The 22,549-nt window shown below is 71.9% G+C and carries 17 protein-coding genes; 9 read left to right on the forward strand and 8 right to left on the reverse strand.

Features of this window, described 5'->3' with window-relative positions; translation table 11 throughout:
• Positions 1-181: 181 nt before the first annotated feature.
• Positions 182-574: a hypothetical protein gene (locus tag ACGFZS_RS34600; protein ID WP_393660418.1), complete on the reverse strand. Its 393-nt coding sequence runs from the start codon at positions 572-574 to the stop codon at positions 182-184.
• Between the two features lie 152 nt (positions 575-726).
• Between ACGFZS_RS34600 and ACGFZS_RS34605 the strand changes: the two genes are divergently transcribed.
• Entirely contained in the window at positions 727-1,722 is a 996-nt protein-coding gene (locus tag ACGFZS_RS34605; protein ID WP_393798416.1) for a helix-turn-helix domain-containing protein, read from the forward strand.
• A 350-nt stretch (positions 1,723-2,072) separates the two neighbouring features.
• Here the strand turns inward: ACGFZS_RS34605 and ACGFZS_RS34610 are convergent, their stop codons facing one another.
• Positions 2,073-2,465 (reverse strand): hypothetical protein, encoded by a 393-nt coding sequence (locus ACGFZS_RS34610; RefSeq protein ID WP_393798417.1) that lies wholly within the window; start codon positions 2,463-2,465, stop codon positions 2,073-2,075.
• A 114-nt stretch (positions 2,466-2,579) separates the two neighbouring features.
• The gene (locus ACGFZS_RS34615) at positions 2,580-6,329 is read right to left on the reverse strand and encodes an ABC transporter ATP-binding protein (protein WP_393798418.1); all 3,750 of its coding nucleotides are present in this window, start codon (positions 6,327-6,329) and stop codon (positions 2,580-2,582) included.
• Between the two features lie 215 nt (positions 6,330-6,544).
• On the opposite strand from ACGFZS_RS34615, the gene ACGFZS_RS34620 reads away from it, so the two are divergent.
• Positions 6,545-8,257, forward strand: coding sequence for an MOSC domain-containing protein (locus tag ACGFZS_RS34620; protein WP_393798419.1), 1,713 nt, complete (start codon positions 6,545-6,547; stop codon positions 8,255-8,257).
• A gap of 8 nt (positions 8,258-8,265) precedes the next feature.
• On the opposite strand, the gene ACGFZS_RS34625 is transcribed toward ACGFZS_RS34620, so the two are convergent.
• A complete protein-coding gene (locus tag ACGFZS_RS34625; protein WP_393798420.1) occupies positions 8,266-8,778 on the reverse strand; it encodes a hypothetical protein in 513 nt (170 codons plus the stop codon).
• 121 nt (positions 8,779-8,899) lie between these two features.
• Here ACGFZS_RS34625 and ACGFZS_RS34630 point away from each other — a divergent pair, with 121 nt between their 5' ends.
• Together ACGFZS_RS34630 and ACGFZS_RS34635 are read left to right on the forward strand one after the other, a co-directional pair.
• Positions 8,900-9,748 carry a serine hydrolase gene (locus ACGFZS_RS34630; RefSeq protein ID WP_393798421.1) on the forward strand — a complete coding sequence of 283 codons (849 nt, stop codon included), beginning with the start codon at positions 8,900-8,902 and terminating at the stop codon, positions 9,746-9,748.
• A 77-nt stretch (positions 9,749-9,825) separates the two neighbouring features.
• Positions 9,826-10,851: an esterase-like activity of phytase family protein gene (locus ACGFZS_RS34635; RefSeq protein WP_393798422.1), complete on the forward strand. Its 1,026-nt coding sequence runs from the start codon at positions 9,826-9,828 to the stop codon at positions 10,849-10,851.
• 136 nt (positions 10,852-10,987) lie between these two features.
• Here the strand turns inward: ACGFZS_RS34635 and ACGFZS_RS34640 are convergent, their stop codons facing one another.
• Positions 10,988-11,773: a calcium-binding protein gene (locus ACGFZS_RS34640; RefSeq protein ID WP_393798423.1), complete on the reverse strand. Its 786-nt coding sequence runs from the start codon at positions 11,771-11,773 to the stop codon at positions 10,988-10,990.
• Positions 11,774-11,967: 194 nt separating this feature from the next.
• On the opposite strand from ACGFZS_RS34640, the gene ACGFZS_RS34645 reads away from it, so the two are divergent.
• The 3 genes from ACGFZS_RS34645 to ACGFZS_RS34655 all read left to right on the forward strand — a co-directional run bounded on the left by ACGFZS_RS34645 (position 11,968) and on the right by ACGFZS_RS34655 (position 15,743).
• Positions 11,968-14,292: an ArnT family glycosyltransferase gene (locus ACGFZS_RS34645; RefSeq protein WP_393798424.1), complete on the forward strand. Its 2,325-nt coding sequence runs from the start codon at positions 11,968-11,970 to the stop codon at positions 14,290-14,292.
• Between the two features lie 133 nt (positions 14,293-14,425).
• Positions 14,426-15,232 carry an endonuclease gene (locus tag ACGFZS_RS34650; protein WP_359215441.1) on the forward strand — a complete coding sequence of 269 codons (807 nt, stop codon included), beginning with the start codon at positions 14,426-14,428 and terminating at the stop codon, positions 15,230-15,232.
• Positions 15,233-15,389: 157 nt separating this feature from the next.
• Entirely contained in the window at positions 15,390-15,743 is a 354-nt protein-coding gene (locus tag ACGFZS_RS34655) for a peptidase inhibitor family I36 protein (protein ID WP_359215444.1), read from the forward strand.
• Positions 15,744-15,750: 7 nt separating this feature from the next.
• Here the strand turns inward: ACGFZS_RS34655 and ACGFZS_RS34660 are convergent, their stop codons facing one another.
• From ACGFZS_RS34660 to ACGFZS_RS34670, 3 genes are all read right to left on the reverse strand, one after another.
• On the reverse strand, positions 15,751-17,436 hold the full coding sequence (locus ACGFZS_RS34660; protein ID WP_393798425.1) for a thiamine pyrophosphate-binding protein: 1,686 nt from the start codon (positions 17,434-17,436) through the stop codon (positions 15,751-15,753).
• Positions 17,433-18,401: an agmatinase gene (gene speB / locus ACGFZS_RS34665; protein ID WP_393798426.1), complete on the reverse strand. Its 969-nt coding sequence runs from the start codon at positions 18,399-18,401 to the stop codon at positions 17,433-17,435. The genes ACGFZS_RS34660 and speB overlap by 4 nt, the downstream gene beginning before the upstream one ends.
• Before the next feature lie 67 nt (positions 18,402-18,468).
• Positions 18,469-19,926, reverse strand: a complete 1,458-nt coding sequence (locus ACGFZS_RS34670; protein ID WP_393798427.1) for a sodium:solute symporter — start codon at positions 19,924-19,926, stop codon at positions 18,469-18,471.
• Positions 19,927-20,050: 124 nt separating this feature from the next.
• Here ACGFZS_RS34670 and ACGFZS_RS34675 point away from each other — a divergent pair, with 124 nt between their 5' ends.
• Together ACGFZS_RS34675 and ACGFZS_RS34680 are read left to right on the forward strand one after the other, a co-directional pair.
• Positions 20,051-21,598, forward strand: coding sequence for a PucR family transcriptional regulator ligand-binding domain-containing protein (locus ACGFZS_RS34675; protein ID WP_393798428.1), 1,548 nt, complete (start codon positions 20,051-20,053; stop codon positions 21,596-21,598).
• 76 nt (positions 21,599-21,674) lie between these two features.
• On the forward strand, positions 21,675-22,463 hold the full coding sequence (locus ACGFZS_RS34680; RefSeq protein ID WP_355710548.1) for a phosphatase: 789 nt from the start codon (positions 21,675-21,677) through the stop codon (positions 22,461-22,463).
• Positions 22,464-22,549 lie beyond the last annotated feature (86 nt).

Consider the following 22,549-nt stretch of genomic DNA (forward strand, 5'->3'; position numbering starts at 1 on the left):
GACCATCACCGTGGGACATTCGGGCACCGATGCCCGCCACGGCGCCCAGGGCGAGCAGAGTGGCGGCGACCGCGGCTGCAGCGGCACGAGCGAGACGGGCAACGTTCACGGATTCTCCCTTCCTGCAAATCACAGTGGGCCGGCGAGACCCTCCGACTTCATTTTCCATGATGCCGAGCCCTCAGAATGGGTGGAAGGGATTCGCGGTGGACGGATCATGCACTGACCTAAGCCGTCCAGCACCGTCGGGCGCACATGTCTCCTCGTCGGACGCAGACACCAGCGCGACCTCACATACGGTCAGCGCGGCTTTACATACGGTCAGCACGAAACCGGCCAGTTCGTCGTGGTCGGCCAGCGCCCTGCGACACACGGCACCGGCCGCCCGCTCGGCCTCCGCGGCTCCGGACGCGACCAGGAACAGGCCCAAGACCGGCCCGTTCTCCGCGTCGAGATGAAAAGCGACGTGCTCGACTCCCTCTCCCTCCTGGACACTCCGGCCAATCAGCCAGGCCGCGTTCATCGGCAACAGCCGGCCTTCGGGGCAACAGATGCGGACATGTACGAGACGCATACCCTCATCGTGGTATCCATTCGGTCCGGAACGCTCTCTCTCATTGGGGACGCAACAGGCCAGTGCAGGAACCGGCCTCGGGGCCGGGCTCCTTCCCGGCCTCCGTCTCCGCATGCCGCGCCACGCACGACGCACGATCTGAGGGGACCCCGATGCTGCAGGAGCTGGGACTCGACGCAACCGACGAACGGGTGTACCGGGCGATGCTGGAGCATCCGCGCGACGGGGTGGCCGCGCTCGTCGCACGGCTCGCCCTGCCCGAGAGCACTCTGCGCGCCTGCCTCGACCGGCTCAGCGCACTCACACTCGTCCTGCCCGCCACGTACCAGGAAGTGGGGTTCCGCGCGGTGAGCCCGAAGATCGCGATGGAGGTGCTGCTCTCCCGCCAGCAGGCCGAACTCGCCGCGCACCAGCATCGGGTGGACGCTTCACGGGCCGCAGCGGCGCGGCTCGTGGCCGAGTACTCGGCGCCGCGGGAGCGCGCCGAGGACGCGGGCCTGGAACTGCTGCTCGGCGCGGCGGCCATCCGCGACCGGCTGAGTGACCTGGCAGAGTCGGTCCAGCACGAGATCATGACGTTCGCCCCGGGCGGCGCGCACACCGAGGAGGACCTGCGCGCCAGCCGGGAGCCCAACACGGCCATGCTGCGGCGGGGCGTGGCCATGCGCACGATCTACTTAGACAGCGTCCGCAACCATCAGCCGACCCTGCGCCACGTGGACTGGCTGCATCAGCATGGCGGCAACGTCCGCACCGCGCCGGCCCTGCCCATCCGCATGATCATAGTGGACCGCCGGCTCGCGGTGCTCCCGGTCGATCCGGCGGAGGCAACGGCCGGTGCAGTCATCCAGGAGGGCCCAGGCACGGTGGCCGCGCTGTGCGCGCTGTTCGAGAACGTCTGGGTCGGGGCGTCCCCGTTCGGCACCGCGGCGACACGCGACGCCCACGGCCTGTCCTCACAGCACGCCGAAACGCTCCGCCTGTTGTCGCAGGGCCTGACGGACGAGGCGATCGCGAAACGCCTGGGGGTCTCGCCGCGCACGGCGCGCAGAATCGCGGCGGAACTGCTGAGCAGCCTGGGGGCGCGCAGCCGTTTCGAGGCGGGTGTGCACGCGGTACAGCGGGGATGGCTGCCGACGACGCCGTGAGGCCTGCCGCCCGCGGCCGAGTAGGCGTTCAGAGGTCCCGACAAGGGCGTTGGGCGTGCCGATTGGCGGTGGGGCAGGTGGCGAGGCCGAGGAAGGCTTCATGGATGTCGTCGCGTCGCTCCCGGCGGATGCGCAGGCGGCGGAAGCCGTAAGCCAGATGATCGGCCTCTCGGCGACGCACCGGAAGCCGCCCGGGCCGGAGCCGCGTTCCTCACCTCGCTCGGCGATGACCGGGCGGATACCGCGGTGCCACAGCAGGCGCCGGTCCTTGCCGTGGTAGCCGCGGTCGGCCGGCGGGGCATCGGGTCCGCGCCTTGGTATGACGGGTCGTCAGCTGGTCCGGTCTCCGCTCAGCACAGGATCCAGCCCGAACTCACCGAGCCGCGGCCCACCGTGCCCTTCACCCACACGCACCGGTGTCCGGCGTGCACGGTCACCGGGCCCGCGCGGTGGCGGTACTTGCCCTTGTCGACCACCGGGCGGTTGCCGCGGGCCTGGACGCTGACGGACATGACGCGCTTGGAACCGGTGTTCTTGGGGAGGGTGACGGCGCAGACGTAGCCGCCCTGCCGGTAGATGTGCACGGTGCCGGTGGCGAAGGGCAGGGTCCGCACCTCGCGTCCCGCGCAGCCGGCCGCGGTCACGGCCTGGGCCTGGGCCGGTGCCACGAGGGCGAGCGCCCCGGAGGCGGCCAGCACCGCCACGCCGAGCGCCAGCCGCCGCCGTATCGCACCACTGTCCACAGTCGTCCCCTCCCGTACCGCAGCTGTGCACCCGCCATGACCGTACTGAGGTACGGACGCACGACGTATGCCGGATGGTTGCACGACCGTCAGACAGGCGTTCGGGCGGGCGGCTCAGCGGGCCGCGCCCACCGGCTCCTCCGGTTCCCCGGCCTGGCCGATGAAGGTGCGCCACAGTGCGGCGTACCGGCCGTCGCGGGCCAGCAGCGCGTCGTGCGTGCCGTCCTCGACGACCCGGCCGTGGTCCATGACGACCACCCGGTCGGCGCGGGCGGCGGTGGTCAGGCGGTGCGCGACGACGAGCGTCGTACGACGGCCCGCCAGCCGGTCGGTGGCCAGGTTGACCTGGGCCTCCGTCGCCAGGTCCAGGGCCGCCGTCGCCTCGTCGAGGAGCAGCACGTCGGGGTCGACGAGTTCGGCGCGGGCCAGCGCGATCAACTGCCGTTGCCCCGCCGAGAGGTTGCGGCCGCGCTCGGCCACCTCGTGGAGGTAGCCGCCGTCGAGGGTGGCGATCATCTCGTGGGCGCCGACCGTGCGGGCCGCCGCCTCCACCTGGGCGTCGGTGGCCTCGGGCCGCCCGTAGGCGATGGCGTCCCGGACGGTGCCCGGGAAGAGGTAGGCCTCCTGCGGGACGACGCCGAGCCGGTGCCGGTAGGAGGTGAGGTCGAGGGCGCGCAGATCGGTGCCGTCGACCGTGACCCGGCCGCCCGTCGGGTCGTAGAACCGCGCGACCAGCTTGACCAGGGTCGACTTGCCGGCGCCGGTCTCGCCGACGAAGGCGACGGTCTGCCCGGCGGGGATCGTCAGCTCGATGCCGCCCAGGGCCTCCTCCGCCTCGTCGCCGGAGCCGTAGGCGAAGCGCACGTTCTCGAAGGCGATCTCGCCGCGCAGGGACGGGACCTCCCGGGGCTGTGCGGCCGCCTCCGTGGACGTCGGCTCGCGCAGGAGTTCCTGGATGCGGCCGAGGGAGACGGTCGCCTGCTGGTAGCCGTCGAAGACCTGGGAGAGCTGCTGGACCGGCGCGAAGAACAGGTCGATGTAGAGGAGGTAGGCGACCAGCGCGCCGGTGGTGAGGGTGGCCGCCTCGACCCGGTGGGCGCCCGCGATCAGCACGCTCGCCGCGGCCACCGAGGAGAGCAGCTGGACGAACGGGAAGTAGATCGATATCAGCCACTGGCCCCGGATACGGGCCCGGCGGTAGCTCTCGCTGCGCTCCGCGAAGCGCCGGGAGCCGTCGCCCTCGCGGCGGAACGCCTGCACGATCCTGAGGCCCGCCACCGACTCCTGGAGGTCGGCGTTGACCACCGACACCCGCTCCCGGGCGAGTTCGTACGCCTTCACGCTCGCCCGGCGGAAGAAGAAGGTCGCGATGATCAGCGGCGGCAGGGTGGCGAAGACGACGAGCGCGAGCTGTACGTCGATCACCAGCAGGACGACCATGATGCCGAAGAAGGTGACGACCGAGACGAAGGCGGTGACCAGCCCGGTCTGCAGGAACGTCGACAGGGCGTCGACGTCCGTCGTCATCCGGGTCATGATCCGGCCGGTCAGCTCCCGCTCGTAGTAGTCGAGTCCGAGCCGCTGCAGCTGGGCGAAGATCTTCAGCCGGAGGGAGTAGAGGACGCGTTCGCCGGTGCGGCCGGTCATCCGTGTCTCGCCGACCTGGGCCGACCACTGGACGAGCACCGCGAGCAGCCCCAGCAGCGCGGCCGCCCAGACCGCGCCGAGCGCCATCTTCGTGACGCCCTGGTCGATGCCGTGCCGGATCAGCACGGGCAGCAGCAGGCCCATGCCGGCGTCCACGGCGACCAGGCCGAGGCTGACCAGCAGGGGCAGCCCGAAGCCGCGCAGCAGACGGCGCAGACCGTAGGAGTCCTCGGGGCGCACCGCGCCGGCCTCGTCGATGTCGGGGACGTCGGTGGCCGGGGGCAGCGCGTCGACCTGGGCGAGGAGTTCGGGGGTGGCCGGGGTGCCGGCGAGGGCGAGGTCCCGGGGCGTGCGGTCGCCGGTCCACAGCCGCGGGGTCACACCGCGCTCGGCGTCGAACTCGGCGTCCAGTTCGTCCCGGACGGACGTGTCCTCCCGCGGTGCGAGAGGTACCGAGTGCCCCGGGGAGACCCCGCCCAGCTCGTCGGGGTCGGTGAGCAGCCGCCGGTACAGGGCGGAGCGTTCCTGGAGTTCGTCGTGGGTGCCGATGTCGGCGAGCCGGCCGCCGTCGAGGACGGCGATGCGGTCGGCGAGGTTGAGGGTGGAGCGGCGGTGCGCGATGAGGAGGGTCGTCCGGCCCCGCATCACCTGGCCGAGCGCCTCGTGGATCTCGTGCTCCACGCGGGCGTCGACCGCCGAGGTCGCGTCGTCGAGGACGAGGAGACGGGGGTCGGTGAGCAGGGCGCGGGCGAGGGCGACGCGCTGGCGCTGGCCGCCGGAGAGGGTGAGGCCCTGCTCGCCGACCTTGGTGTCGTAGCCCTCGGGGAGTTCGGCGATGAACCGGTCGGCCTGGGCGGCGCGGGCGGCGGCGAGGACCTCGTCCTCGGTCGCGCCGGGACGGCCGTAGGCGATGTTGGCGCGGACCGTGTCGGAGAAGAGGAAGGAGTCCTCGGGGACCAGGCCGATCGCGGCCCGCAGGGAGTCCAGGGTCAGCTCGCGGACGTCGTGGCCGCCGACCAGGACGGCGCCGTGGGTGACGTCGTAGAAGCGGGGCAGCAGGAGCGAGACCGTGGACTTGCCGGAGCCGGAGGAGCCGACGACGGCGAGGGTCTCGCCCGGCCGGATCTCGAAGCTGAGCCCGCTCAGGACCGGGCGCTCATGGTCGTAGCCGAACGACACGTCGTCGAACTCGACGGTCGCGGGCGCGTCGGCGGGCAGGGTCTTGGTCCCCTCCGTCATGGTCGGCCGGGTGTCGATCAGCTCCAGGACGCGCTCGGTGCCGGCGCGGGCCTGCTGGCCGACGGTGAGGACCACGGCGAGCATCCGGACCGGGCCGACCAGCTGGGCGAGGTAGGAGGAGAACGCGACGAAGGTGCCCAGCGTGATGTGACCGCGGACGGCCAGCCAGCCGCCGAGCGCCAGCATGGCGACCTGGCCGAGGGCCGGCACGGCCTGCAGGGCCGGGGTGAACCTGCTGTTCAGCCGGATCGTCCGCAGCCGCCCGGCGAACAGCTTCCGCCCGACCTCCCGCAGCTTCCCGGTCTCCTGCTCCTCCTGCCCGAAGCCCTTGACCACCCGCACCCCGGTCACGGCGCCGTCGACCACCCCGGCCACGGCGGCGGCCTGGGCCTGGGCGTACCAGGTGGCGGGGTGGAGCTTGCTGCGGCTGCGCTTGGCGATCCAGTACAGGGCCGGGGCGACGGCGAGGGCGACCAGGGTGAGCGGCGGCGACAGCCAGGCCATGATCCCGAGGGAGATCAGGAAGAGGAGGACGTTGCCGATGGTCATCGGCAGCATGAAGAGCAGGCCCTGGATCAGCTGGAGGTCGCTGGTGGCCCGCCCGACCACCTGCCCGGTGGACAGCTCGTCCTGCCGCCGCCCGTCGAGCCGGGTGAGGGTGTCGTACATCTCGGTCCGCAGGTCGTGCTGGACGTCGAGGGCGAGGCGGCCGCCGTAGTAGCGGCGGACGTAGGTGGACACGTACACGAGCAGGGCCGCGCCGATCAGGGCGCCGGCCCAGGGCCCCATGGCCCGGCTGTGGTCGCCGATCACATCGTCGATGATCACCTTGGTGACCAGCGGTACGACGGCCAGCACGGCCATGCCGGCCAGCGAGGACCCCAGCGCGAGCACGACGTCCCGGGGATGCCGCCACGCGTACCCCGCTAGCCTGCGCGCCCAGCCCTGCTGCTCCCGCTCCCCCTGTTGCGCTGCCACGCGGATGCCCTCCGTTCGCCCTGCTCTTCCGCATGGCCACAACACGAAAGGAACCGGATTTCATCCCTCCGCAACAAAACGGGGGGCGGGGCGGGCGAGGTAACAGGGAAGTTCGGTGACGGGGAAAGCCGCTCTCCGTTCGCGGAATCCCGGTGGGGGCAGCAGGATGCGTGCTCAGGGGATCGTGGTGGGGTCGGCCGCCGCAGGAGGTCCGCATGGCGAGGTTGGTGTCCGTCAACGTCGGACTGCCCGAGGACGTCTCCTGGCAGGGCAGGACCGTGCGCACCGGGGCGTGGAAGTCCCCCGTGCGCGGCAGCCGCATGGTGCGGCGGCTGAACGTCGACGGGGACGGCCAGGGCGACCTGGCCGGGCACGGCGGCGAGATCCGGGCCGTCCTCGTCTACCAGCTGGACTCCTACCGGTACTGGCGGAAGGAGCTGGGCCGCGACGACCTGGACTTCGGGATGTTCGGGGAGAACTTCACCGTCGACGGCCTGCCCGACGACGAGGTGTGCATCGGCGACCGGTACCGCATCGGGGAGGCCGAGTTCGAGGTGACCCAGCCCCGCGTCACCTGCTACCGCGTCGGCATGCGGCTGGGCGAGCCCGCGATGGCCTCGCTCCTGGTCGCCCACCACCGGCCGGGCTTCTACCTGCGGGTGATCACCGAGGGCCGGGTCCGGGCCGGTGACGGGATCACCCGCACCCGCCGGGGCCCGGGAGAGCTGAGCGTCGCCGACACCGACGCGCTGCTCTACCTGCCCGGCCGCGACCCCGCGAAGCTGCGCACGGCCCTGCGCGTCCCCGCCCTCAGCCCCGGCTGGCAGCAGTCCTTCCGGGAACTCGCCGCCGCCGGGCAGACCGGTCCCGAGCCGGGGCCGCCGGGTTTCCGGCCGCTGCGGGTGACCCGCGTCGTCCCCGAGACCGCCGACGTGACCTCCGTCCACCTCGGCCCCGCCGACGGCACGGCGCTGCCCGAGGCCCGCCCCGGCCAGTACCTCTCCCTCCGCCTGGCCGTCGACGGCACCGACCGCGCCGTACGCAGCTACTCCCTGTCCGCGACGCCCGCGGACGGCACCTACCGCATCAGCGTCAAGCGCGAGCCGCACGGGAGGGTCAGCGGCTACATCCACGCCCGGCTCCGCGCCGGGGACCTCGTGGAGGTGGCCGGTCCGCGCGGGGCGTTCGTGCTCGAAGAGGGTGCCGGTCCGGTCGTCCTGCTCTCCGCGGGCATCGGTGTCACTCCGGTGCTCGCCATGCTCCACCGGCTGGCGGCCGTACGGGACCCGCGCCCCGTCTGGTGGATCCACACCGCCCACGACCGCGCCCACCACGCCTTCGCGGACGAGGCCCACGCCCTGCTGGCGCACCTCCCCCATGCCCGCGAGCACATCCACTACACCGCGCAGACACCGCCGCCCGGCGACGCCCGCGTCACCCGGGGCCGCCCGACCGCCGCCTCGCTCACCGCCCTGGGCGTCCCCGCCGACGCCGACGCCTACCTCTGCGGGCCGACCGCCTTCATGGACGACCTCTCCGGTCACCTGCGCGAGCTCGGCCTGCGCCCCGAGCGGATCCGCACGGAGCGGTTCGGCGCGCTCGCCGCCGTCAACCCGGGCGTCACCGCCGCCGCCCCGGTACGCCCGCACCAGCCGGCCGGCCCGCCGGGCACCGGCCCCCTCGTCACCTTCAGCCGCACCGGCATCACCACCCCGTGGTCACCCGCCCGCGGCTCGCTCCTCGAACTCGCCGAAGCCTGCTCCATCCCCACCCGCTGGTCCTGCCGCACCGGCGTCTGCCACACCTGCGTGACGCCCGTGGTGACCGGCGACGTCACCTACACCGCCCCGCCCCTCGAACTCCCCGAGCCGGGCACGGCCTTGATCTGCTGCGCCACACCGGCGACCGAGGTCGTCCTCGACCTCTGAGCCCGGCGCTAGGAGTCCGACCGGCCGGACGTGTTCTGGTGCCCGACGGCGATCGCCCAGCGCACGCCCGCCGACGCGGTCACGCTCACCGTGCCCCGGGTGGGGTCGCGCTTCAGGTCCGCGACGTTGTACGTGCTGGAGACCTCGCCGTCGACGCACGTGAGCGGGAAGCTCAGGCCCACCGCCCGGACCGCGACGGTCAGCCGGCCCTTGCCCTCGCAGGCCACGTCGACCGACAGGGCGCCGCGGCCGATGTCGCCCTTGATGTCCAGCTCCCGGCTCCCGGTGACGTTCGCGGCCTGCGCGACGACGTCCTCCCCGCCGAGCGGCGGCACCTCGGTGACGGACCCGGAGGACGGTGTCTCCGTCACGGCGGCCGACGTCTTCGGCGGGGCGGCGGCGGGTGGGACGGCCTTATGGCCGTCGGTGCAGCCGACGGCGAGCGAGACGACGGACAGGACGGACAGGACGGACAACGACATCGTGGCCGCGCGGCCACCGGCTCTCCCCATGCTCCCCATGCGGTGACCTTATGCCGGGGCCGTGGCGGAGGAGAAGGCTCCGCCGCCGTCGGGCAAACGACTCGTCAAGAACACCTCCCCTCGTACAACCTTTCGTGCGAACTCCCGAGTCATTCCGGGCATGACTCACCGGATACCCAGACGCGCCAGAGTGCTGGCGGCGGTCGTCGGCGGGGCCACGCTCGCCGTGGGCATGGCCGCCGCGCCCGCCTCGGCCGCCTCGCCCGCGGTCAGTTGTACGTCCGCGAAGGCGGGCCTGGCCGCGAAGCTGAAGAAGGACATCACGGCCGCGATCGCGAACCGCAGCGGGACCATCGCCGTCGGCCTGTACGACCGCTCGACGAAGACGACCTGCACGCTCCGCTCCACCACGCACTACGACTCGGCCAGCACCGTCAAGGTGACCGTCCTGGCCACGCTGTTGTGGGACGCGAAGAAGCACAACCGCTACCTCACCACCACCGAGCAGACGCTCGCCAAGGCCATGATCACCAAGTCGGACAACGACGCGACGACCAAGCTGTGGAAGCAGCTGGGCCTGACGAAGATCAAGGGCTTCCTGAGCGCCGCCGGGATGACGCAGACGACTCCCGGCGCGAACGGCTACTGGGGCCTGACCCAGATCGACGTGCGCGACGAGCAGAAGCTGCTGGCGCTCGTCACCGCCAAGAACACGGTGCTCAGCGACAATGCGCGGGCCTACATCCTGAAGCTGATGGGGCAGGTCGTCTCGTCCCAGCGCTGGGGCACCCCCTACGGCGTCCCGTCCGGGGTCTCGGTGCACGTCAAGAACGGCTGGCTGCAGCGCTCCACGCACGGCTGGCGGGTGCACAGCCTCGGCACCTTCAAGGGCGGCGGCCACGACTACCAGATGACCGTGCTCACCCACGACAACAGCACGATGCAGTACGGGATCAACACCATCCAGGCCGTCGCGAAGGTCATCCACAAGGACCTCGCGGCCTCCTGAGGCGTCGGCCGGAAATCGACCCTGTCCTTCACGGGGCGGTCTCCACGCCGTCACCACGGCGTCCTACGGTGACGGCCATGCGCCTGCGAACCGTACTCGCCACCGTCACCGCCGGCCTGGCGGCGGCCACCTGTCTGTCCGCCGCCGGGCCCGCCAACGCCACGACGAATAACGCCTGTTCGACGTCCGTCTCCCTCGACGGCTTCTCCGACGCCCTCGACAAGACGACCTTCGGCGGCTACTTCGTCGGCAACCTGTCCGCGCTCGCCGTGGACAAGGACGGCTCCCTGGCCGCCCTCGCCGACCGTTCCTACCTGTTCGACCTGGACGCGAGGACGCTCGCGCCGAAGTCGGTCGTCGGGCTCGCCGACGAGAAGGGCGCCGCGCTCGACTCCGAGGGCCTGGTCGTGGACCGGGACGGGACCCGGCTCATCACCTCCGAGACCGAGCCGTCGATCCGCCGCTACTCGGTGGACGGCAAGATCCTGGACCGCCTCCCCGTGCCGTCCTCGCTGCTGGTCTCCCCCGCCGGGCGGGCCACCTCCAACCAGACCTTCGAGGGCCTGACCCTGCTGAACGGCGGTCACACCCTGCTGGCCTCCATGGAGTACGCCATCGCCGGGGACACCGCCGGGATCGTGCGCTTCCAGACCTGGCAGCGCACGAAGGACAACCACTTCAGGCTGTCGGCCCAGTACGCCTACCGCACCGACGACCCGATCCTCGGCGTCCCCGAGGTGCAGGCGCTGCCCGACGGCCGGCTGCTCGTCCTGGAGCGCGGTTTCACCTCCGGCGTCGGCAACACCGTCCGCCTCTTCCTCGCCGACCCGCGGCACGCCACGGACACCAGCGGCATCGACAACCTGACGGGGCAGCAGGGCGTCCGCCTGATCAGGAAGACGCTGCTCACGGACATCGCGAGCTGCCCGTCGCTGGGCGCCACGGCCAAGCAGCCGCAGCCCAACCCGCTCCTCGACAACATCGAGGGCATGGTCGTCACCGGCCACGACAAGGGCGGCTACAAGGTCCTCCTGGTCAGCGACGACAACCAGAACGCCGCCCAGACGACCCGCTTCTACCGGCTGTCGGTCCGCGTGCACTGACCTGCCGGCACACCACCGGGGGGGGGGGGGGGGGGGGGGGGGGGGGGGGGGGCCCCCCCCCCCCCCCCCCCGCGCCCGCCCCCCCCCCCCCGCCCCCCCCCCCCCCCCCCCCCGGTGCGACGCGGTCGCCGGACGGCTAGCGGACGTCCACGTAGTCGCCGGTCGCGGTGGACGGCGCGGTCGTCGCCGTGCCGCCGAAGCTGTAGCGGAACCAGCCGTCGCGGGCGGCGGTGACGGTCGTCTTCAGGGTGCCCGTCGAGCTGGTGCGGACGGTCTTCACCGTGGTGTAGGTGGTGCTGCCCTTCTTGCGGAACTGCAGCTTCACCGACTGACCGGCGTAACCGTGGGACTTGTTGTCGTCCCAGCTGGCCCGGGAGAGCTTGCCGGTGACCGTCAGGGTCTTGCCCTTCTTCACCGGCTCCGGCGCGGCGTTGACCGTCAGCGACGACTGGCGCTGCACCTTGAACGTGGTGGCCGCGTCCCGGTGGATGTAGTCGAAGTCGTTGGCGGAGACCAGCGTGGAGAGGTTCCAGGTGGCGGCAGCGGCGTTGTTGACGAAGCCCGTCGCCGCCTGCGGGTCGAAGGTCAGCGTGCCGGTGCAGGTCGACGTGGTGGCGCTCACCTTGACGCAGGTGATGTCGCCGTCGTCGTACCAGATCTGCGCGTAGTTCGGCTTCGGGCCGACGGCGTAGATGTACGTGGTCTCGGCGATGCCCGAGTCGTCGGACGCGGTCACGGAGACCTTGGCGGACACCACCTTGGTGGTACCGACCACGACCGGCTTGCCGCCGTTGACGACGACCTTGTCGATCGTGATGTTGCCCGCTCCGCCGTCCGTCGCCTGGGCGGCGGTGGCACAGGTCGCGGTGGCGACGAGTGCGGCGCTGGTGCTGAGCAGGGCGAGGCGCGTGGTCGCGCGCATGGACATTCCCCCCGGAAGTCGCTGTTCGACCGGTCTGATCGAGCACCGGGAGCCTACGGCTTTGGCCAACGGTTTACCACTTGATTACCGAGGGGCGGGCGGCCCGGGCGCTTCTTACCCACATCTCACCCACCCACAGGTCGCTCCCAGGATCAGCACAGCGCTCCCTCATGGCACCGCTGCACGTTGGACTGGTGACATCTGCCACCGACCCCACCCCCCACACGCACACGCCCGTGTCCCCCGACTGGGCCCCGCCCACGGCGACCCCCGCGGATCCCCTGCCGGACAAGGCACCGCGCTGGTCGCTCCCCGCGTTGATCGCGATCCTGATCCTGGCGGCGGTGCTCTACTCCTGGAACCTCTCCGGTTCCGACATGAACACCTTCTACAGCGGCGCCGTCTGGGCCGGTACGAAGAGCTGGAAGGCCTGGTTCTTCGGCTCGCTCGACCCGGGCAACTTCCTGACCGTCGACAAGCCGCCGCTCGCGACCATGGTCATGGGTCTGTCGAGCCGGATCTTCGGCTTCGGCACATGGCAGATGATGGCGCCGATGATCGCCCTGGCACTCGCCACGATCTACATCCTGCACACCACCGTGAAGCGGGTGTGGGGCCACGGCGCGGCGACCGTCGCCGCGCTGGTGCTGGCGCTGACCCCGATCACCGTCGCCATCAACCGCGACAACAACCCCGACACCCTCCTCGTCTTCCTGATGGTGTCGGGCTCGGCGCTCGCGTTCCGGGCCACCCGTGACGAGAAGCTGCTGCCGCTGCTCGGCTCGGCGGCCTGCTTCGGTCTCGCCTTCAACACCAAGCTGCTCGCGGGCTGGATCGCGCTCCCCGCCGTCTTCGCGCTCTACCTGTACGCGTCGAAGGCCTCCTGGGCGAAGCGGGCCGTCAACCTGGCCCTTGCAGCGGTCGTGCTGGCCGTCTCCAGCTTCTGGTGGGCGATCGCCGTCTCCCTGGTCCCGGCCTCCGACCGCCCGTACATCGGCGGCTCCACGGACGGCTCCGCCTGGGACCTGATCATGGGCTACGACGGTCTCGGCCGCGTCTTCGGCGGCGAGGGCAACGGCGGGGGCGGAGGCGGCGGGGGCGGCGGCTTCTCCGGCTCCTCGGGCCTCGGCCGGATGTTCAACGACATCCTCGGCGGCCAGATCTCCTGGCTGCTCCCCTTCTCCGTGATCGCCCTGGTCGGCGGCCTGGTGCTGTGCGGCCGCGCCCCGCGCACCGACCTGAAGCGCATGGCGCTGGTCCTCTGGGGCGGCTGGACCCTGCTGCACTACGTGATCTTCGCGACCGCGCAGGGCACCATGCACCCCTACTACACGACCGCGCTCGCCCCCGGTATCGCGGTGCTGTGCGGCGGCGGTGGCGCGATGCTGCTCCAGGCGTTCCGCACCGACAAGCGGTGGATCTGGGTCCTCCCGGCCGCCTTCGGCGTCACCGGCATCTGGGCGATCGTCCTGCTGCGCCGGGCCTCCGGCTGGAACACCTGGCTCTGGCCGACGATCGCCGTGCTGACCGTGGCCGGCATCGCGGGCATGATCCTCTTCCGGTCCGGCAACAGGGCCCGGCTGCTGGCCGCCTCGCTGGCGGCGGCCGTGATCGCGGCGCTCGCGGGTCCGACGGCGTACGCGGCGTCGGTGCCGTTCGGCAGTGGCAGCGGCGGGATGGGCGGCGGCACGAACCCGACCGCGGGCCCCTCCACGGGCAGCGGCATGGGCGGCGGCCCCGGCGGGGGCGGCGGCAACCGCAGCGGTGGCTTCCCCGGCGGCGGCGAGATGCCCGGCGGCACCCAGCAGGGCGGCGGCCAGAACAGCCAGGCCGGCGGCGAGATGGGCGGCGGCTTCCCGGGCGGCACGAACGGCGAGGCACCCGGCGGCGGCATGGGCGGCCAGGCTCCCGGCGGCACCGGCAACGGCCAGACGGCACCCGGTGGCGGCACCGGCGAACTGCCGAGCGGCGGCACCGGCAACGGTGAACTGCCCGGCGGCACGGGTGAGATGCCCGGTGGCGGCACCGGCACCGGCACCACGCGCGGCGGCTTCGGCGGCGGTGGCGGTGGCGGGATGGGCGGTGGCGTCAGCAGCGACCTGATCGCCTACCTGAAGAAGCACAAGGACGGCGCCACCTGGCTGCTGGCCGTGTCCAACTCCCAGTCCGCGGCGCAGATCGAGCTGAGCACGCGCGAGCCCGTGATCTCCATGTGGGGCTTCACCGGGTCCGACGACGCGATGACCGTCGCCAAGCTGAAGGAACTGGTGAAGGCGGGCAAGCTGCACTACATCCAGATCGGCGGCAGCGGGATGGGCGGCGGCATGGGCGGCGGCAACTCCGTCAGCTCCGCCGTGAACACCTGGGTGCAGAAGCACGGCACGGCGGTCAAGGAGAGCGCGTACAGCAAGAGCACGACCTCGTCGTCCTCTTCGTCGTCCTCGTCCTCCTCTTCGTCTTCGTCGTCTTCGTCGAGCACCGCTTCGCTCTACCGGCTGGACCCGTCGGACGTCAGCTGACACACCGGCACAACCGAGACCCCCGACCACACGGTCGGGGGTCTCTTTTTACATCCCGTTCACCTGCGCGTCCTCATGTTCATGTCACCCTCCTCTTGCCGCCTCGTCAACCCGCGTAGATGGGAAACTCTTTATGCTGGCGACACACATCCGGCGCTGGAAGTCGGTGGCCCTGGCGACCGCCGCCGTCCTGGTGGGCCTGACCGCCCCCGCGCTGACGGCGACCCCGGCCGCCGCCACGACCACCGCGTACGACTCGACGTACTACAAGAACGCGATCGGCAAGACGGGGACGAGCCTCAAGTCGTCCCTGCACACGATCATCAGCGCGAACGTCACGAAGCTGTCGTACTCGGCCCTGTGGGACGCCCTGAAGAAGACCGACCAGGACCCGAACAACAGCAGCAACGTGATCCTGCTGTACTCGGGCATCTCCCGCAGCAAGTCGCTCAACGGCGGTGACAGCGGCGACTGGAACCGCGAGCACGTCTGGGCGATCTCGCACGGCGACCTCACCACCTCCACCGGCCCCGGCACGGACCTGCACCACATCCGGCCCGAGGACGTGGCGGTCAACGGCAAGCGCGGCAACCTCGACTTCGACGAGGGCGGCTCCACCTTCACCAACAGCGGCGGCAGCAAGGTCGACTCGGACTCCTTCGAGCCGCGCGACGCCGTCAAGGGCGACGTGGCCCGCATGATCCTCTACATGGCCGTGCGCTACGAGGGTGACGACGGCTTCGCCAACCTGGAGCCGGACGACAAGGTCAACAACGGCTCCACCCCGTACATCGGCAAGCTCTCGATCCTCAAGCAGTGGAACGACGAGGACCCGCCGGACTCCTTCGAGGAGAACCGCAACGACGTCATCTACAGCACCTACCAGCACAACCGGAACCCGTTCATCGACCACCCGGAGTGGGTCGACGCGATCTGGTAGGCGCCTGCGGGCCGGTCCTCCGGGCCGGTCCTACTACTTCCCTCACACAGGTGAAGTCGATCTTGGACTCGGGCGTGTCCCGGTGATCACGCCCGAGCATGGAAAGGCCCCGGCAGTCCCGCCGGGGCCTTTCCCACTCCCTTTTCCGGAGAGTCCCGTGAAGCTTCGCACCTGGTCCCTCGCCGCCGCCCTCGCCCTGACCGCGCTGGTGCTCCCCGCCCAGAGCGCCTCCGCGCACGCGGCCGCCCCCTCCTGTCCCGACGGCTCGGTCTGCTTCTGGAGCGGCGAGGGCTTCGGCGGCGACTACTGGGAGTGGACCGCCCGCAGCGGCTACCGCGACATGCCGCCGAACCTCCACGACAACGTCGGCTCCTTCGTCGCCTCCACCCGCGCCTGCTTCGTCAACTGGGACCCGCAGGAGAAGCGCGACGTCTTCAACGGCGACTGGCGCTCCCAGTACCGCGGCGACTTCGGCGGCCGCATCGACGGGGTGGGCCCGGGGGCCTGCTGACGCCCGCCTAGCCCAGGTGCGTCGGCGCGAACATCCTGAGCAGGGCCGGGAGTACGACCACGGAGGGGCCGGGGGTGGCGAGGGCCTTCGCGAGGTCGGTCTCCAGGGTCTCCGGGGTCGTCCGTACCCCGGGGACGCCGAAGGACTCCGCCAGGGCGACGTAGTCGGGGCGGGAGAGTTCCGTCGCCGTGGCCTCGCCGAAGGTGTCCGTCATGTACTCGCGCAGGATGCCGTAGCCGCCGTCGTCGATGATCAGCCAGGTGACCGGCAGACCGTACTGGACCGCCGTGGCCAGTTCCGCGATGGAGTAGAGGGCCCCGCCGTCGCCCGACACCGCCAGCACCGGGCGGGTCGGGTCGGCGGCGGCGACGCCGAGGGCCGCCGGGAAGCCGTAGCCGAGACCGCCGGCGCCCTGGGCGGAGTGCATGAGGTTCGGGGCGTGGGCGTCGAACGCGGACCATGCCCAGTAGGCCAGGATCGTCATGTCCCAGCAGGACGGGGAGCCGGCGGGCAGGGCGCGCCGCACCGATGCCAGCACGTCCTGTTCCAGGGTGAGTTCCTGCGCGGCGATGCGCGCGGAGACCTTCGCCAGGACCTCGCGCACCCGGGTCGGCGCCGACGCGTCGGGCCGGTCCGCCACCGTCTCCAGCAACGCCTGGAGCGCGAGACGGGCGTCCGCGTGGATGCCCAGCGCCGGGTGGTTGGACTCCAGCTTGCCGAGGTCCGCCTCGATCTGGACGACCCGGCCGCGCGGGGCGAACGTGTGGTAGTTCGAGGAGAGTTCACCGAGCCCCGAGCCGACCACGAGCAGGACGTCCGCGTCCTCCAGGAAGTCCGTGGTGTGCCGGTCCTCCAGCCAGGACTGCAGGGAGAGCGGGTGGTTCCAGGGGAACGCGCCCTTGCCGCCGAAGGTGGTGACGACCGGGGCGTTCAGCTTCTCGGCCAGCTGCAGCAGCTTGCCGGAGGCGTCCGCCCGGACCACTCCGCCGCCCGCGATGATCGCCGGGCGGACGGCGCGGGAGAGCAGATCGGCCGCCACCGCGGTCAGTTCGGGGCGCGGGGCCGGCTCGTCGGGGGTGGCGTCCACGGCGGTCACGACCGGGAGCGTGGTCTCGGCGAGCAGCACGTCCTGCGGGATCTCCACCCACACCGGGCCGTGCGGGGCCGTCAGCGCGGACTTCCAGGCCGCCGCGATCGCGGACGGGATCTGGGAGGGGGCGCGCACGGTGTGGACCGACTTCACCACGCCCCGGAAGGAGGCCGACTGGTCGGGGAGTTCGTGCAGATAGCCGTGGCGGCCGCCGCCGAGGCCCGCGGTGGGGATCTGGCTGCTGATCGCCAGCACCGGCGCGGACGCGGAGGCCGCCTCGTGCAGCGCGGCCAGCGAGGTCAGCGCGCCGGGGCCGGTCGACAGGAGCAGCGGGGCCGCCTCGCCGGTCACCCGGCCGTACGCGTCCGCCGCGAAGCCCGCGTTGTTCTCCACCCGCAGGCCGACATAGCGCAGCGACGAGCGGCGCAGGGCGTCGAACATGCCGAGGGCGTGCTGGCCGGGCAGGCCGAAGACCGTCGTCGCGCCGAGCCCGGCGAGGGTCTCCACGACCAGGTCCCCGCCGTTGCGGCCGGCGGGCGGGTTCAGAGCTGCGGCCGTCTGCGCCTCCGTCGGGCGGAGCACCAGGTCGTGGTCGTGGGTCACTTCGAACGCGCCTCGGCAATCTGTCGGGTCATGATCGTGGTCAGTTCGTACGCGGTGTGCGAGGCCGCCACCGAGGTGATCTCGGCGTGGTCGTACGCGGGGGCCACCTCGACGACGTCCGCCGAGACGAGGTGGCAGGAGGAGAGTCCGCGCAGGATCTCCAGCAGCTCCCTGGACGTCATACCACCCGCCTCGGGCGTGCCGGTGCCCGGGGCGTGTGCGGGGTCCAGACAGTCGATGTCGATGGAGATGTAGAGGGGGCGGTCGCCGATCCGCTGTCGGAGCTGGTCGGCGACCTCGTCGGCGCCCCGGCGGTAGATGTCCGCCGAGGTGACGATGCCGAAGCCCATCTTCTCGTCGTCGGTGAGGTCCTGCTTGCCGTACAGCGGGCCGCGGGTGCCGACGTGGGAGAGGGCGGAGGTGTCCAGGATGCCCTCCTCGACGGCCCGCCGGAACGGGGTGCCGTGGGTGTACTCGGCGCCGAAGTAGGTGTCCCAGGTGTCGAGATGGGCGTCGAAGTGGAGCAGCGCGACCGGCCCGTGCCTCTTGGCGACGCTGCGCAGCAGCGGCAGCGCGATGGTGTGGTCGCCGCCCAGGGTCATCAGCCGCGCGCCGGTGCCGAGGAGATCGTCCGCGGCGGCCTCGACGGTCTCGACCGCCTCGTTGATGTTGAACGGGTTGACCGCGATGTCGCCCGCGTCCGCCACCTGCGCCAGCGCGAACGGGGACGCGTCCTGCGCCGGGTTGTACGGGCGCAGCAGCCGGGATGCCTCGCGGATGGCGTTGCCGCCGAAGCGGGCGCCCGGCCGGTAGGAGACACCCGAGTCGAACGGCACGCCCACGACGGCGACATCGGCGGTGCCGACCTCGTCCAGGCGGGGCAGCCGGGCGAAGGTCGCGGGTCCGGCGTACCGCGGGACGCGGGAGGAGTCGACGGGGCCGCGGGGTGTCTCGTTGCTGCTCATCGGGGTGCTGCCTGCTTCCTGCGCTTCGTCGCGTACGTACCGCTATGCACTGCTTCTGCTGACGACTCTACGGGTGGGCCGGGACCGGTTCGGACACGAGTTCGGGGGTGCCCCGGCCGGCCAGCCGCTCCCGCCAGTTCGCCAGCACGGCCTCGTCGGTCGGCTTCGTCACCAGGGAGACGGCGACGTACGCGACCAGGGAGGAGAGCAGGCCGTAGTAGACGGGTTCGTTGGCGAGGATGCCGTAGCCCGCCATCAGGCCGATCACCGCGAGACCGCCGACGGTCACGGCGGCGAGCGCGCCCTGGACCGTGCCGCGCTTCCACAGCAGTCCGCCGAGGATGGGGACGAGGAGACCGCCGACGAGCAGGTTGTAGGCGACCGTCAGCGCCTCGACGACGTCGTTGAGCGCGATCGCCGTGCCGATCACCCCGATCCCCATGACCAGGATGAAGACGCGGTTGCCCCGCACCTCGTCGTGGTCGTCGCTTCTCGTCCCGCCGCGCAGCCGCGACCAGATGTCGTTGTTGGCGACGGTCGCGCAGGCGATCAGGGCGCCGGAGGACGTCGACATCACGGCGGCGAGCGCGGCGGCCAGCACCAGCCCGCGCACCCCGACGGGGAGTTCGTCCTTCACGATGGTCGCGAAGGCGTCGTCCGGGCTGCCCAGCTTCGGGTACAGCACCCTGGCCGCCGTACCGATCACCGCACCGGCGAGGGCGTACGCCAGACAGTAGGTGCCCGCGACCGTGCCGCCCCACTTCGCCGTCGTGTCGCTGCGGGCCGTGAACACCCGCTGCCAGATGTCCTGCCCGATGAGCATGCCGAACGTGTAGATGAGCACGTACGTGAAGATCGTCTCGCCGCCGATGCCCAGCGGGTCGAAGTACGCGGTCGGCAGCTTCGCCTTCATCGCGCCGAAGCCGCCCGCCTTCACCACCGCGATGGGCAGCAGCAGGAGCAGCACGCCGATGGTCTTCACCACGAACTGGACCATGTCCGTCAGGGTGATCGACCACATGCCGCCGAGCGTCGAGTAGGCGACGACGATGGAGCCGCCGAGGATGATCGCGACGGTCCGGTTCATGTCGAAGAGGACGTCGAAGATCGTGGCGTACGCGATGGTCGAGGTGACGGCGAGCATGAGCGTGTACGCCCACATGACCACGCCGGAGATGACCCCGGCCCGGCCGCCGTAGCGCAGGTCGAGCATCTCGGAGACCGTGTACACCTTGAGGCGGGCGATCCGGGCCGAGAAGAAGACCGACAGGGCGAGCAGGCCCAGGCCGATGGTGAAGACCATCCAGGCACCGGACAGCCCGTACTGGTACCCCAGCCCGACCCCGCCGATGGTGGACGCGCCGCCCAGCACGATCGCGGCCATGGTGCCGGAGTACATGGCGGGCCCGAGCCGGCGCCCAGCCACCAGGAAATCGCTCTTGGACCTGGCGCGGCGCATGCCCCACCAGCCCATGGCCAGCATCCCGGCGAGATAGAGCACGATCACTGTGTAGTCGACGGCCATGGGACCTCCCTCGAATCGCGTGCACGGAGTCGGACGACGTGCACTGACACTAGGTGGCCGGAAAGCGACTGCGAAGTGTACGTTTCATCCATTCGAGCCTCACCCGAGGGATGAAACGCACACCATGCCGGATCCCACCGTTCCCCCTACGCCCGCCGTGCCCCTCGCGTCGCTCCTGGCCCGCGAGGACCTGGCCCTGCGCCTGATCGCGGGCCCGTCCGACCCCTCCCTGGTGATCCACGCGGCCCACACCTCGGAGATGGCCGACCCGTACCCGTACCTGCTGGGCGGCGAGCTGCTGCTGACGGCCGGGGTGCACATCCCGGAGGCGGCCGGCTCGGGCACCTATTTCGACGACTACGTCTCCCGGATCGTCGCGGCGGGCGGCGCGGCCCTCGGCTTCGGACTCGCCCCCGTCCACGACACGGTCCCGCGCGCCCTGGTCGCCGCCTGCGACCGCTACGGCCTCCCGCTCCTGGAGGTCCCGCCGCAGACCCCCTTCACCGCCGTCGCCCGCGCCGTCTGGCAGCTGCTGGCCCAGGCCCGCCTCGCCGAACTGCGCCGGGTCACCGAGGCCCAGCAGAGCCTCGCGTCCGCCGCCTCCCGCCCCGACCCGGTCCCCTCGGTCCTGCGCCAGCTGGCCAACCGGCTCGGCGGCTGGACGGCCCTCTACGGCCCGGAGGGCACGGACATCGCGTCGGCGGGCCGCGAGCCCGAGGCGCCGGTGCGCGGCCCGCTGGCCGAGCTCGCCGACGTCGTCCGCCCGTCCGGCCCCGGCACCCCCACCTCCGCCACCCACGCCACCGCCGGCACCCACCTCGCCGCCTACGCCCTCGGCACCGGCTTCGTCCTCGGCGTCGCCACCCCGTCCCGCGAACCCGGCGACCACACCATCGCCTCCGTCGCCGCCGTCCTCCTCACCCTCCTCACGGGGGAGCAGCAGAGCGGCTCGGGCGTGGCGCGCAACTCCGCGCTGGTACGCCTGCTGCTGGGCGGCACGGCAGAAGAGGTGGCGCCGCTACTGGGCAAGGGTGACAAGTGGTTCGTCGTACACGCCTCGCCAATCAACAAGCGGGACATTGCCGACCTAGGGGCGCGGGGCCCTGTCGATTTGCGGCTCCGCCGCGGGGCGCGACCAGCCACGAACCACCCGCACCCGCCCCCCGACCTCCTCGCCACCACTGCACTGGGCGCCTCACTCGGCTCCACCCTCATCGACCCCGGAGGGGAAACCACCCGCATCCTGCTCCCCGCAGACCGCGAACCCGAACCGCAACCCGGCTGGATGCTCGGCGTCAGCGACGCGGTACCCCCGCAACAGCTGGCGGCCGCCGACACCCAAGCCGCCCGCGCCCTGGCCCGCGCCCGAGCGACCCGCACCCCCCTGGTCCGCCACGCCTCCCGCCCCGGCCTCGCCCAACTGGTCCCGGAGGCCGAGGCCGAGGCCCACGCCCGCGCCCTCCTCGCCCCCCTCGCGGAGCACCCCGCGCTCACCGAGACCCTCCGCACCTGGCTCTCCCTGCACGGCAGTTGGGACCGCACCGCGGTGGCGCTCGCCGTGCACCGCAACACCGTGCGCCAGCGCATCGCCCGCTGCGCATCGCTCCTCGACGCCGAACTCGACGACCCGGACGTACGGATGGAGCTGTGGTTCGCCCTCCGCCAGGCGTGAGCCGGGCACGAGTGACCCACGTCCCAGCGGGCGATACGCAGGGAAATCGCACAGCGCCCTGCCTCACAATGGAGCCATGCCGATACCCGGGACACCGAGCCGCGCCGAGCTCGTCGAGCACCTTGTGAAGACCCGTATCGCGGGCGATGTCGCCACGCCCCGCGAGAACAACCTGCTCCACTACCGCAAGCTGGCCAACGGCGAGCGCAACTGGTGGCTGGGACTGGAACTCGGCGACCGCTGGACCGACGAGCAGGACGTACTGGCCGTGATGGCCGAGCGGGTCGGGGTGAACGACGACGCCGAGTACCGGTACGGCCAGGACACCATCGACCCCGAGCTGACCGTGGACGGCCTGGACCGGCTGGCCGCGCGGCTGCGCAAGGCGGCCGAGGGCAGACAGCGGGTGCTGTTCGCGACCGGCCACCCCGGCGGCCTGCTGGACGTGCACCGGGCGACGGCGGCCGCGCTGCGCGCCGCCGGCTGCGAGATCGTGGTGATCCCGGACGGGCTGCAGACGGACGAGGGCTATGTCATGCAGTTCGCCGACGTGGCGGTGCTGGAGCACGGGGCGACCCTGTGGCACACCCACTCCGGTGAGCCGATGAAGGCCATCCTGGGCGGCCTGGAGCGCGAGGGCCGGCCGCTGCCCGACCTGGTCGTCGCCGACCACGGCTGGGCGGGCTACGCGGCCCAGGCGGGCCTGGACTCGGTCGGTTACGCCGACTGCAACGACCCGGCGCTGTTCCTCGCCGAGTCGGAGGGCACCCTCCAGGTGGCCGTACCGCTCGACGACCATGTGCTCAGCCCGCGCCACTACGACCCGATGACCGCGTATCTGCTGGCCGAGGCCGGGCTGGCCTGACGGGCGGAAGACCGAAAGACGGAAAGACCGATGTGCGGCCCCCGGAAGCGGGAGCCGCACATCGTGGTCTGGCCCTAGACCCTCAA

The sequence above is a fragment of the Streptomyces sp. NPDC048288 genome, assembly GCF_043201555.1.
Lineage (GTDB): Bacteria > Actinomycetota > Actinomycetes > Streptomycetales > Streptomycetaceae > Streptomyces.